Source organism: Clostridium sp. YIM B02555 (assembly GCF_022320955.1).
Taxonomy (GTDB): domain Bacteria; phylum Bacillota; class Clostridia; order Clostridiales; family Clostridiaceae; genus Clostridium; species Clostridium saccharoperbutylacetonicum.
On record NZ_JAKJJY010000016.1, the window covers coordinates 15736 to 28861 of the forward strand.

The following is a 13126-nucleotide window of genomic DNA, read 5'->3' on the forward strand; positions in this document are numbered from 1 at the left end:
TTAGAAATTACGAAGTAATTTCATCCACAACTCATAACTCAAAACTTATAACTATATCAAACCCCCTGGGATAATTAAATTAATACAACATGATATGTTGAGAAAGAATTTAGGAGGAACATAAAAATGATAACAGGAAAACAAAGAGCTTATTTAAGAGGCTTGGCTAATAATTTAACACCTATATTTCAAATTGGTAAAAATGGTGTTGAAGAAAACTTTTTAATACAACTTAAGCAGGCATTAGAAGCTAGAGAGTTAATAAAGATAAAAGTTCTAGAAAATAGTGGCTTAGATACTAGAGAAACTTCAGATATGATTTGTAAAGCAATTAAATGTGAAGGAATTCAAGCAATCGGAAATAAAATAGTTTTATATAAGCAATCAAGTAATCTTAAAAAAAGAAAAATTGAATTACCAACTAAATAAATTTAATATTGTTGGGAACAACTAATAAAAGAAGCTAGATAAAAATAGCTTCTTTTTTAAAATTTAAGATAATATAAATAATATTTTAAGTCCTTCATGATATAATGAAAAAGGAAATTTAATCTAAAAATGAATTAACTTTTGGAGGAAAGCTTATGAAACGGTATGGTATAATAGGTGGGACATTTGATCCTATTCATTATGCACATTTATATATAGCTTATGAAGCTAAGGAACAATTAGATTTAGATGAAGTTATTTTTATGCCAGCAGGAAAACAGCCATTTAAACTTAATAATATAGTTACAGATTCAGAATTGAGATATGATATGGTTAAAGCTGCTATAGAGCCTTTTGATAATTTTTCTGTTTCTAAATATGAAATAGATAAAGGTGGAATTAGTTTTACTTATGAAACCCTAGAATATTTTAAGAGAAGGGGCATTAATGAAGATGAAGAAAGTGAATTGTTTTTTATAACAGGAGCTGATTGTCTTCTTAATATTGAGGAATGGAAAGAGGTTGAAAAAATATTTTCATTGGCAACTCTTGTTGTATTTTCAAGAGAAGGTATGAGTCAAACGGAAATAATAAATAGAAAAAAAATAATAGAAAACAAATTTAATAAAAAGATTATTTATTTAGAGCTTAATAAATTAGAAATCTCTTCAACAGAAATAAGAGAAAGAGTAAGTCAAAATAAGAGAATTGATTTTTTTGTACCTAAAAAGGTAATGGATATTATTTCAGAGAATGGTTTATATAACAAATAAGAATATTTTAGTGGTGGAAATAACAGTAATGAAAATTTTAAAATATTTATATTGTAAAAAGGTTGAAGACTTAAGGCTTTTCAAAGGAAATCACTAATCATTGATAATTGAAATATATATTTAATTAAATTACTAGATATAGGAGGAGAGGCATTTGTTATCTATAGAAGAAATGAAAATATATCTTAAGGAAAATTTAATGGAGAAGCGTTATATTCATACTTTAGGAGTAGCAGAGACAGCAAAAAAATTAGCAAAATTAAATGGCGTTTCTGAAGAAAAAGCTGAAATTGCAGGTCTTGCACATGATGTTGCAAAAAATTTATCTATAGAAAAAATGAAAAATATAATAGAACAGAATGGAATTATTTTATCAAAAATAGAAGAGAATAATCCTAGCTTATGGCATAGTATAATAGCTCACATAGAAGCAAAAGATAAGTTAAAAATTGAAGATGAAGAAATTTTAGATGCAATAAGATGGCATACTACAGGAAAAGAAAATATGTCAACCTTAACTAAAATTATATACATAGCAGATATGATTGAACCAGGCAGGAAGTTTGAAGGAGTTGAAGAACTTAGAAAAGTTACTTTTGAAGATTTAGATAAAGGTGTTTATGCTGGATTAAATGGAAGTTTAAAGGTTTTGTTAGCAAGTAACCTATTAATAGATGACAATACTATAAAGGCAAGAAATTATTTCTTATTTAATAGCAATGTCAAAGCGTAGAGTGAAATACTATATTATGTTAGTCATAATGTGTTTCAAGAGGTGAAAATATGAGGAGAAGACAGAAAAGTAAAAATAAAATTTTATGGTTTTTAAATATATTTAGAAAAGACAATGATTCTGTGTCAGTAAAAGAGAAAATAGCTCTTGGAGTAATATCACTTATAATAACATTTATTATATTCTCAATTCTGTCAGGGGCATATGCACTAATGAAGATTGGTAGTAAATCAATGCCAAGCAGTATAAAGGCAGCATCAGATAAGCCAGTAAATATTTTGATTTTAGGAACAGATATAGGAAACGTAAAGCAGGTTGATAATCAAGGAGACAAGCGGACAGACACCATAATGGTTGCTAATTATAATCCACAAAATAAAACCTTACATATTGTATCAATTCCAAGAGATACTTTAATAAATGTAAATGGCAAAAATGCTAAAATAAATGCGGCTTATGAAATTGGAGGTTATCAAAAGATTAAATCAGAAGTCGAAAACATATTGAATGTAAATATAAATTATATGGTTAAAATTGATTACAATGCCTTTGATGAAATTATTGATGCCATTGGAGGGGTTGATATGGAAATTGATAGAAATATGATTTATGATGATGAAGCTCAAAATTTACATATTAATTTTAAAGCAGGAGAAACAGCTCATTTAGATGGAAAGAAAGCAGAAGAATTCTTTAGGTGGAGAAAGAATAATGATGGAAGTGGATTTGCTAATGGTGATTTGGATAGAATAGAAAATCAGCATAAATTTATATCAAGCGTTGTTAGTAAATGTACAAGTCCTTTAATAATATTCAGAATGCCAGGCATAATGTCAGCGATAGGCAATAATGTGGAAACTAATATGTCATCTTTTGAGGTGTTAAGCTATGGTACTAAATTCATGGGGTTGAAAAAAGATAATGTGATAATGAGTACGGTTGCAGGAACACCAAAAACTTTAAATGGACAATCATATTTGATTATTGATAAGAATGCAAATAAGAGTTTATTATCATCACTTGCATCATCAGAAGTACCATCATCTTCAAAGAATTTAACTTCAAGTGAATCAAAGAGTGATATTAAGATAAAAATAATAAATGGAACTAAAACTAGTGGCTTAGCAGCTAAAGCAGCTGAAAAATTAAAGAATGCTGGATATACAAAGGTTGATACTGGAAATGGTGAAGCAAGTGAGAAAAGCGTTGTACTTTCAAATGATAGTGAAAATGTAAATGAAATAAAGCAAGTTTTGAATATTAATGAAGTTAATAAGAAGGAAAATAAGTCTGAATATAATGATTATGATGTGATTATAATTTTAGGAAAGAAAAATAATTAAGTTAAAAATTATACAAGGAGCAGATAAGCTGAATGAGTATTTTAGAAAAACATGTTGATAAAATAGAACAAGGAACTAAAATAAGAGAATATTTAAAAACAGAACTTGGATTATCTACGAGATTAATTAGAAGTGCATCTATTAATCAAAAGATATTTGTTAATGATAAAGTAGTAAAGATGAATAGAGTGCTAAATCCTGGAGAAATAATAAAAATTGATTTAGCAAAAGATGAAAGTCAAGATATAGCTCCAGAAAAAATGGATATAGATATAGTATATGAAGATGAAGATATATTGGTGGTTAATAAGAAGCCTTTTATGGTGGTTCATCCTACAAAAAGCTATCAAAGTGGAACGCTTGCTAATGGAGTTATTAATTATTTTAGGGAAAGTGGCCAAAACTATATAGTTCGACTAGTTTCTAGATTAGATATGAATACTTCAGGTCTTATAATTATTGCAAAAAATCAATTTTCTCATGGAATGTTATCAAAAGAGATGACTGAAAATAAAGTGGAGAAAAGATATTTAGCAATAGTCCATGGAATAATGAAGGAAAAGCAAGGGACAATTGATCTACCTATATATAAGCCAGAAGGAATTGAAATGGGGACTCGCAGGGTTATAGATGAAAGAGGTCAAAGAAGCATAACTCACTATAAAGTTGTAGAAGAATTTAAAGCTGCAAGCTTAGTGGAATGCAAGCTTGAAACTGGAAGAACTCATCAAATAAGAGTTCACTTAAGCCATTTAGGACACTCTATATATGGGGATGTGTTATATGGAGATGGAGATAATGAAGGAGATTTAATTAAGAGGCAGGCATTACATGCATATGGCTTAAACTTCAAATCACCAAGAAGTGGAGAAGAACTGGCACTTAGAGCAGAACTTCCAGAGGATATGAAAGAGTTAATTAGTAAGTTAAAATAGATAATGTATAGATATTAAACGCAAGAATTATACTTATGCAAAACATACCTGAATCAGATACATATTTATTACAGCGGACTAATGAAATTTTCGCTGGATGGGTTCTAAGTGGAAGGTTGCACCCATTTATGCATGTTCCTAAAGTAAATTTATGACAAGCAGAAAATGGAACAACCTTCCACTAACAACCATCATAGCTTAATTTCATATGCCGCTTGCACAAATATGTATCTAATTTCTAGTGTAGTGTTAAGATTATAATTTCTCAATTATGCATGTATATTCCATTTATATTATTTTTAAATTGTAAAGCAGTCAAAAGTCACATTGTTCAAATGAATAATGTGATTTTTTATAGAGGACAGAAAAAATACATATAGCACTATTATCATGTAAGAGGAAGGGGGAAACAAATTGGCTTATAAGATTCTATTGGTGGAAGATGAAAAAAGGATGCAAGAGATAATCAAAGACTATTTTGAAATAAAAGAATGTGAGGTGGTTTGTGCAAATGATGGAATTGAAGCTTTGGAAGTAATGGAAAGTGAGAGTTTTGATTTAGTGTTACTAGATATTATGATGCCTAAGCTGGATGGTTTTTCAGTTTGTGAAAGAATTCGAAAAGAGAAGTTGGAAGGTTCTTTAAATAGCAGTGATATACCTATTATTTTTATCACAGCAAAAAGTGATGAAGATGAGAATCTTTATGGTTATAAACTAGGCGCAGATGATTATATTACTAAACCATTTTCATTAAAAGTATTGTATGCTAAATGTATTTCTTTGATTAAAAGATCAAAGGGAATAATGTTAGAGGACAAGCTTTATGCAGATGAGATTTGTTTGGAATGCAAAACTCATAGAGTTTATGTAGAGAATGAAGAAATATCGCTTCCTAAGATGGAGTATGATTTACTTTATTATTTCATTGTGAATAAAAATAGGATTATAGAAAGGGAACAGCTCTTAATTAAGTTTTGGGGATATGATTTTGATGGAAATGATAGAGTACTGGATACACATATTAAAAAGCTAAGAAGGGCATTGGGAGAAAGCGCACGTCATTTACATACAATCATAAAAGTTGGATATAAATTTGAGGTGAGGACTGATGAAAACTAAAAAGGCATTTAAAAGTATATTTTTAAAGACAGCTCTTATGTTTTTTACGTTTTATTTTATTGCTGTAATTGGATTTACTGGAATATACTATAAATCTAAAGTTAGTGAAAATAATGCTAAGTTTGATAATATGGAAAGTGTTTTACAAGAGCGAATATCTAGAAATATGCTTGACAATGAGTATGAAAGATTATCAGATGGAAGGACAGGATATTGGGAAGATGACCAAAACTTATTGAATAAGGATATAAATTATTTGACAAGTTTAAATAGCGAATTAACAGATTTTACATCAGCATTTAGTAAAGAGATGTTTTCAAGAGCTTATTTATATGATGAGAATTTCAATATTCTAGCAAGATCTAGAAATATGTTGATAGTTGGAGAAGAAGAAATTGAAAAATCTAATACAGACCATTGTAATATAAACAGATATATTGATTTAGATAAGTATTTATCAGAAGATGAAAAGATAGAATTTCTTAAAATTTATAATCAAAGGAGTAAAACAAAAAAATATTTCATTAAAGGACAAGGATATATTAAGGGAAATGAAATAATACCACAAGTATTAGAAATTTACGAGAGCATAATAGATGAACCAGTTAATGCAGATGAAGGTATAGAAAGAGGAGAGAAAGTTAAAACATATAATTTTAATATTCAGGGAGTAGATGGATTAAAAAAAATAGATATAGTTAATTATTTTGATTTTCATTTGGAAGTTGCATATAGTAGAGATATTTATAATGTAAGCAATAGTAGTGATTTATATAGAAAAGTTTTTCAAAAGTATAGCAATTTTAAAGAGTATAATGAGGATGAAATAAGAAGTTTAGAGGATAAGAAGGGACATAGTATATGTAAACTTAATACAAGTGAAAGCTTTTTTAAAGTTAACTACGAGTATATTAATACTTTATTTATAAATGGGCATGAATATTATGTATGTATAAAGGCAGACTATTATCCATGGGAGGATATAATTCCAAAAGCCATACCATTGTATTTAGTTTCATTTATAATGGTTCTTGCCATGACAGTAATATTATCAAAAGCTTTAAACAAGACATATGAAAAGCAGGAAATGATAGAGAAAAATAGACGAGAACTTACAAGTGCTATAGCTCATGAATTAAAAACTCCTCTAGGAATTATAAGGACCTATGGAGAAGGTCTTAAAGAAAAGATAGCAGAAGATAAAAGGGACAAGTATTTAGATGTAATAATAGATGAAACCTATAAGATGGATAAGATAGTTTTGGAAATGCTGGATTTATCTAAAATGGAAGCTAAAGCATATGAATTAAAATTAGAAGAGTTTTGTTTAAATGATCTTATTAAAGAAATTTTAAAGAAACATGAGAAAATATTTATGGACAATAGCCTTCATATAAGTTATTCGGCAGATAAAGTATATAATTTAAGTGCTGACTATATGCTTATGGAGAGAGTTATAAATAATCTGCTTTCTAATGCTGTATATCATACGGAAGAAAACAAAACAATAAGTATAACATTAAATAATAATATTTTTAATATTGAAAATGAAGGTCAGCATATTCCAAAAGATAAAATAAATTTAATATGGGATACTTTTTATAGAGCTGATAGCTCAAGGGATAGAAGTGAAAGAAGAACAGGTATTGGATTAGCTATAGTTAAAAATATTTTACAGCTTCATAGTTTAAGTTATGGTGTAGAAAACTCAGAGATTGGAGTAAAGTTTTGGTTCAAATTTTCTAGTGTTTAGTTAAGAAAACATTATTGAAGCAAAATAAATCAAGAAGATAGTAGTTTGAAATTGAATTGATCTACTATTTTCTTGATCGTCTTTATTTAAAATAAGATTCCATAAAATTTTTTGATAACTTAAGAAATTCGATTAAAGCAGGAGAAATCCATTTATCCTTATGGTAAAGAACTTGAGAAATTATTTGGAAATCTGGACCTGACCAATTTAATGGAATAAGCTTTCCACTATTTATTTCATCTTCAACTGCAACCTTTGGAAGGAGTGTTATGCCAAGGCCACTCATTGTAAATTGTTTAATAGCTTGCACACTGCCAGTTTCTAATGCTACGTTTGGTTTCACATTGCAGTTAGTTAGGATATTTTCTAAAGCAGCTCTATAACTACAACCTGTTTCTGTTAAGATAAGAGGTTCATTTTCAATATCCGCTGGTAATATTGCTTTCTTATTTATAAGTGGATGTCCTGGATAAGCTAATAAAAGCATGGGTTCAGGAATTTCAACTTCTGATATAAACTCATCTGAATCTATTTTTATCCCTAAAGAAAATGCCACATCAATGATATTGTCAGCTAAAAAATACCTGAAATCTGAGCAACTTCCGAATTTTAAGGAAACTTCAACTTCCGGATAAAGTCTTTTATATTCTTTAAGTATTTCAGGCAGTCTCAATACACATAAAGATTCAGCAGCTCCAATAGTTAAAGTTCCACTTGGAGTTTCTTTGTTAAAAACAGTATTTTTTATATCATTTGATAATTTTAACATTTGCTTTGCATAAGGCAAAAGTTTTTTGCCTTCATGTGTTAGAGTTACGTTTTTACCTATTCTTTCAAAAAGTTTTACTTCAAGTTCATTTTCAAGAAGTTTAATTTGAGTAGTTACACTAGATTGAGCATAACCTAAGGCTTCAGCAGCTTTAGTGAAACTTTGAAACTTGCTTATTGCTAGGAAGGCATTAAGTTGTTTAAAATCCATAGAATCATCTCCATCAAAAAAATTGATTATAATAATAGAAATTATCAATTTTACTAATATATGTATAAATGATATCATATCTATAAGTGATAAGCAAAATTAATTTTGAGGGGTGTTTTTAATGAACAAGAAATTAAAGGTTGGAATAATAGGAGCAACAGGTATGGTTGGACAGAGATTTGCGTGTCTATTGGAAAATCATCCTTGGTTTGAAGTAACTGTACTTGCTGCAAGTAAAAATTCAGCAGGGATAACTTATGAAAAAGCGGTTGAAAACAGATGGAAGATGAATATTGCTTTGCCTGAAAAATATAAAAATATGATAGTAAAGGATGCCTTTGAAGTTGAAGAAATCAGTAATATGGTTGATTTTGTCTTTTGTGCAATTTCATTAGATAAAGAGCATACAAAATTACTTGAAGAAGACTATGCAAAGCATGAAACTCCTGTTATTTCTAATAATTCAGCTAATAGAAATGTTGAAGATGTACCAGTGTTGATTCCAGAAATTAATGGTGAGCATGCACGAATTATTGAAAGCCAGAAGAAGCGTTTGGGTACTAAGAGAGGATTTATAGCAGTAAAGCCTAATTGTTCAATTCAAAGCTATGTGCCTCCAATAAATGCTCTTATGGAATATGAACCACAAACAATTCTTGCCTGCACCTATCAAGCAATTTCCGGTGCTGGAAAGACATTTAAAGAATGTCCAGAAATTTTGGACAATGTTATTCCTTTCATTGGTGGTGAAGAAGAAAAAAGTGAAAATGAACCATTAAAAATATGGGGACAAATAGAAAATGGAAAAGTTGTAAATGCTAAAAATCCTATTATTACAACTCAATGCATAAGAGTACCAGTAACAAATGGGCATTTAGCAGCAGTTTATGTAAGCTTTAAGAAAAAGCCTTCAAAAGATAAAATAATAGAGTTATGGGAAAATTTTAAAGCACCAGAAGTAGTTTTAAATCTACCAAGTGCTCCTAAAAAGTTTTTGAAATATTTTACTGAGGAAAATAGACCTCAAACTAATTTAGATAGAGATTATGAAAATGGAATGGGAATATGTATGGGAAGATTAAGAGAAGATAAGATATTTGATTACAAGTTTGTATGTCTTTCTCATAATACCTTAAGAGGAGCAGCAGGTGGAGGAGTTTTATCTGCTGAATATTTAACAGCTTGTGGATATTTGACTTCAAAATAAAGTGATTAGTTGTCAATTATAAATGGGTCAATTAATGAAGCGGGTTCATGTTTCAAAATATAAAAGCTGGGTATATGAACTTTTTGATTCTCGCATATTGGATATTAACTTTTCCTTCAGAGAATCTTCATTAATTGAGATGTACCATATTAATTAGATCTTATATATAAATTAAGGGAAGCATAAATTTGCTTCCCTTGATTTATATATAATTAACTATTTTTTAGATTTAATATCTACGAGTTTTTTTATTCCAAATAATCCTGCTAAAATGACTGCTGCACTGCCGATATATACAGTAGGAGAAGCGTTTTCAGTTAAAGCCTTCACAGATAAATCATAATGATGTGAAGCTCCTGCCTGCAAATCAACAGTCATATAGTTTTTCCCATTAACCAATACAGTTCCCTTTAAAATATTATCATTTTTTTCAAAGGATTCTTTACTCAAATCTTTATCATCAATTTTCATTTCAGAAGTTACTGAATTTTCTTTTCCTTTAGGAACAACATAATCTATATTTTTTGAACTCAAAACTGGTATAGTGAGATTATTTGTTATTTTATATTGAGAAACTTCATCACCCTGTTTATAAAGATGAACTAAAGAATAATTATTAAATCCATAATTAAAAACAGATTGCATGTCATGGAAATTTTGATCTTTGTCAAGTGCATTTAAAAAAGCAGCTACAAGTACATGCCCATCTTTTTCAGCAGCGGCTACATAAGTGTGGTTTGACTTTGTAGTATACCCATCTTTTCCGCAGATAGCAAATTGATAAAAATATCTAGAATTTTTATTAATCAAGTAATTCTTATTATTTACTGGATAAGTTCTACTTGAATCATTTTTTAATGTTAGGGTGTAAGAAGGAGTCTGAGAGATTTCCATATATAATTTATTATTCATAGCTTCTCTTAAAAATAGAGCTAAATCATGTGCTGTAGTTATATGCTCAGGATCAGGCATACCACTAGGATTCTTGAAGTTTGTATGTGTAGCACCAAGTTCTTTAGCTTTTTCATTCATAAGTTTAGCAAATTCATCTACATTTCCTGAAATATGATCAGCCAAAGCATTTGCACAAGTATTATCAGAATGCAAAATAAGACCATAAAGTAAATCACGAACAGTTAATACATCGCCTTTTAATAAACCTACACCTGTTCCGCCTACCTTTAGATAATCCTCTTGAACAGTGACTTCGTCATCAAGCTTACACTTTTGTAAAGCAATTAGAGCAGTCATTACCTTAGTTGTTGAGGCAGGTTCAAAAGTAGACTCCTCATTTTTACCAAATAGTACTTGACCAGTAGATGCGTCAAGTAAGGCACAACCTTGAGCATTTATTTCAGGTGGAGTAGTTTCCGCTTGTGCAGTTGTATAGACGAAGCAAAATAAAAATAAAAATAATATATTAATTCTTTTTAAAATTCGTTTCATAAAATTCTCCGCATTTAATTAAAATATTTAAAGTACATTCAAATGTTATTTTACCAAAAAAAATAAAATTACGCTATATAAATTTTAAGGCTTATACAATAATGGTATAATTTGTGAAAAATTAGGGGAGAATAATTATAAAGTAAGTTTGGAAGTGAGAAATGCAATGATAGAAGAATTACTAAAAGATAAGAAAAAAGTTGGAATGCTAATATTGCTAGTTATAACTATTGTCATAATAGGAATTGTATACATTAATTCAGGATATAAAGAATTAAGAAAAAATGATACAGAAAGTATTTTTAAAGAAGATACTGCAGCTAATTCAAATATGAATGATAATAAGCAAGAAAGCAATAAAAATAGTAGTTCAAAGAATAATATAAAGCAAAGTAAAGCAGAATCAGTTTCAAATGTAGATAAAAATAATGAAGACAAAAATATAGTAGTGGAAATCAAAGGAGAAGTCAGAAAACCTGATGTGTATACATTGCATGAAGATGCTATAGTAAGAGATCTTATTGAAATGGCAGGTGGACTTACAGAAAATGCTGATTTAACTAATATAAATAGGGCTAAGAAATTACAAAATCATGATTTGATTTATATAGAAAACAAAAATGGAGCAAAAAGAGATTTACAAAATACAAATACTAGTATTGGAAATGGAGTTAGTTCCAATGGAAAGGTAAATATAAATACTGCTACAGCCGAGGAATTAAAGAAACTAAGTGGTATTGGAGAGGTTAAAGCAAAGAATATACTTGATTATAGGCAGAAAAATGGCAATTTTAATTCAATAGAAGATATAAAAAATGTCAATGGAATTACGGAAAAAATATTTGAAAAAATAAAAGAACAATTAGAAGTTTAAAAGTATCAAGGTTATTTTAATGTGTCACTCCTGTGATAATAATTGCAAGGGAGAGCAAAAAAATATATAATAAACATGCACGTTTAATTAATGTTAATAAATTAAAACAATTATAATATAGAAGATTAACAAAAAAAGTATAATATTGACACAGAATTGTAATACAAAAGTTATAAAATTGTATTATTGATTTGCCAGGAATTAGACATAAAAGTAACAGCTATCAAATTTAAGGGGGAAATTTCATGTCTAAAAAATTAATAAGTATATTCATGAGTATAGTAGTAGCAGCATCATTGGCAGCATGTACAAATACAACTAGTAATACAGAAAAGAAAGCTGAGACAACAACAGAAAGTCAGTCTGATGAGAAGGATAAAGCTTTAGAAGGAACATGGGCAAAGAATTATTCTTTAGAGCAGACACAAAAGCTTTATAAAGATAGATTAGCTAAAATTGAAAGCATAACTAAGGAATCAGGATTAAAATATTCAAAGGATGAAAAAGTAAAAAAGGATAACGGTCAGTCAGTAAATGATAATTCAATATATTTTGACAATCCTAAACCAGAAGCTAATAAGATTGAAAGTATGTACTTTGGTATGAAGACTTATGGAGATGATTTAGCGACAGGAGACATAACCTTAAAGTTGAGTTTGAAATTTGATGGTGAAAATGCTATAAAAAATAATGATTTTGATTTAGGTAAGACCTCTTTCAAAAAATACATAGAAGCTTTTACAGGTCAAAAAGATAAAGATTATTCAGACATAAACAAGCAAATAATTGAGAAATTAAAAAATGGAGACAAACAAGTCGAGATAAATAACACTGTTGATGGTTTAAAAGAACAAGTTTTGGCCACTAAAGAGTGTATTATATATATATTATCTACTAAAAAATACAAGTTTGCTGACAGCAATGTAAGTGATGCAAGTATGGAGTAGAAATGAGGGGGAAACTTTGTTGGAAAAAGATGAAATAAAAGAAAATCAAATTGTAAACAATGAAGAAGGAACAGAAGAAACTTCATTAAATGTTGAGGAAACGAATATAACTTCAGTTATAGAAGATCAACAAGATATAGAAGTTAATGCAGAAGATAAAAGTAATGAAAAAAATTCAATTGGAGCATTATTTGCTGCAAATTTACTAGATCAATTAATAATGACTGCAGCGTCTGCAGTTTTAGTATATTTAATTGATTTAATAATGAGAACTGCTTCTGGATATATGTTTGTTAGAGATAACGGAGCGCTAATTTTGGCAGGCGGAATAATATATTTTATTTTAAACTGTATATATGCTCCAATATTAGAAAGAACAAAGCTAGAAAATACTTTTGCAAAGAAAATATTAAATTTAAATTAATTAAAAATTTTTAATAAAACTATAGAATATAAAATACTATTTTATATTCTATAGTTTTATTAAGAGGAAAATAGTATATAAGTGTTAAGTAAAACTTTTCAATCCAATTGACAATTGATAGTTGAGCATTGATAATTGAAATATCCATTAAAGAATATATA

Annotated in this window: 13 protein-coding genes; 11 read left to right on the forward strand and 2 right to left on the reverse strand. The window is 28.6% G+C overall.

Annotated features, from left to right (window positions below; genetic code table 11):
* Nucleotides 1–126: 126 nt before the first annotated feature.
* From yhbY to L3B98_RS19355, 7 genes are all read left to right on the forward strand, one after another.
* Nucleotides 127–429 carry a ribosome assembly RNA-binding protein YhbY gene (gene yhbY, locus L3B98_RS19325; protein WP_015395253.1) on the forward strand — a complete coding sequence of 101 codons (303 nt, stop codon included), beginning with the start codon at nt 127–129 and terminating at the stop codon, nt 427–429.
* A gap of 155 nt (nt 430–584) precedes the next feature.
* Nucleotides 585–1202: a nicotinate-nucleotide adenylyltransferase gene (gene nadD, locus L3B98_RS19330; RefSeq protein WP_077366288.1), complete on the forward strand. Its 618-nt coding sequence runs from the start codon at nt 585–587 to the stop codon at nt 1200–1202.
* 154 nt (nt 1203–1356) lie between these two features.
* The gene (gene yqeK / locus L3B98_RS19335; RefSeq protein WP_238917899.1) at nt 1357–1935 is read left to right on the forward strand and encodes a bis(5'-nucleosyl)-tetraphosphatase (symmetrical) YqeK; all 579 of its coding nucleotides are present in this window, start codon (nt 1357–1359) and stop codon (nt 1933–1935) included.
* A 50-nt stretch (nt 1936–1985) separates the two neighbouring features.
* Nucleotides 1986–3278 carry an LCP family protein gene (locus L3B98_RS19340; protein WP_238917900.1) on the forward strand — a complete coding sequence of 431 codons (1293 nt, stop codon included), beginning with the start codon at nt 1986–1988 and terminating at the stop codon, nt 3276–3278.
* A gap of 32 nt (nt 3279–3310) precedes the next feature.
* Entirely contained in the window at nt 3311–4213 is a 903-nt protein-coding gene (locus L3B98_RS19345; protein ID WP_238917901.1) for an RluA family pseudouridine synthase, read from the forward strand.
* A 414-nt stretch (nt 4214–4627) separates the two neighbouring features.
* Entirely contained in the window at nt 4628–5335 is a 708-nt protein-coding gene (locus L3B98_RS19350; protein ID WP_238917902.1) for a response regulator transcription factor, read from the forward strand.
* Entirely contained in the window at nt 5325–7088 is a 1764-nt protein-coding gene (locus L3B98_RS19355; protein WP_238917903.1) for a HAMP domain-containing sensor histidine kinase, read from the forward strand. Before L3B98_RS19350 ends, L3B98_RS19355 begins: the two co-directional genes overlap by 11 nt.
* 82 nt (nt 7089–7170) lie before the next feature.
* On the opposite strand, the gene L3B98_RS19360 is transcribed toward L3B98_RS19355, so the two are convergent.
* On the reverse strand, nt 7171–8067 hold the full coding sequence (locus L3B98_RS19360; protein ID WP_238917904.1) for a LysR family transcriptional regulator: 897 nt from the start codon (nt 8065–8067) through the stop codon (nt 7171–7173).
* Nucleotides 8068–8188: 121 nt separating this feature from the next.
* Here L3B98_RS19360 and asd point away from each other — a divergent pair, with 121 nt between their 5' ends.
* Complete coding sequence (asd, locus tag L3B98_RS19365) at nt 8189–9274, forward strand: aspartate-semialdehyde dehydrogenase (protein WP_077366281.1); 1086 nt, start codon at nt 8189–8191, stop codon at nt 9272–9274.
* A 216-nt stretch (nt 9275–9490) separates the two neighbouring features.
* Here the strand turns inward: asd and L3B98_RS19370 are convergent, their stop codons facing one another.
* Complete coding sequence (locus L3B98_RS19370; RefSeq protein ID WP_238917905.1) at nt 9491–10720, reverse strand: D-alanyl-D-alanine carboxypeptidase family protein; 1230 nt, start codon at nt 10718–10720, stop codon at nt 9491–9493.
* Between the two features lie 166 nt (nt 10721–10886).
* Between L3B98_RS19370 and L3B98_RS19375 the strand changes: the two genes are divergently transcribed.
* From L3B98_RS19375 to L3B98_RS19385, 3 genes are all read left to right on the forward strand, one after another.
* Nucleotides 10887–11594, forward strand: a complete 708-nt coding sequence (locus L3B98_RS19375) for a helix-hairpin-helix domain-containing protein (RefSeq protein WP_238917906.1) — start codon at nt 10887–10889, stop codon at nt 11592–11594.
* Between the two features lie 245 nt (nt 11595–11839).
* The gene (locus L3B98_RS19380) at nt 11840–12541 is read left to right on the forward strand and encodes a hypothetical protein (RefSeq protein ID WP_015395242.1); all 702 of its coding nucleotides are present in this window, start codon (nt 11840–11842) and stop codon (nt 12539–12541) included.
* Between the two features lie 19 nt (nt 12542–12560).
* Nucleotides 12561–12965 (forward strand): RDD family protein, encoded by a 405-nt coding sequence (locus L3B98_RS19385; protein WP_238917907.1) that lies wholly within the window; start codon nt 12561–12563, stop codon nt 12963–12965.
* Nucleotides 12966–13126: the final 161 nt, after the last annotated feature.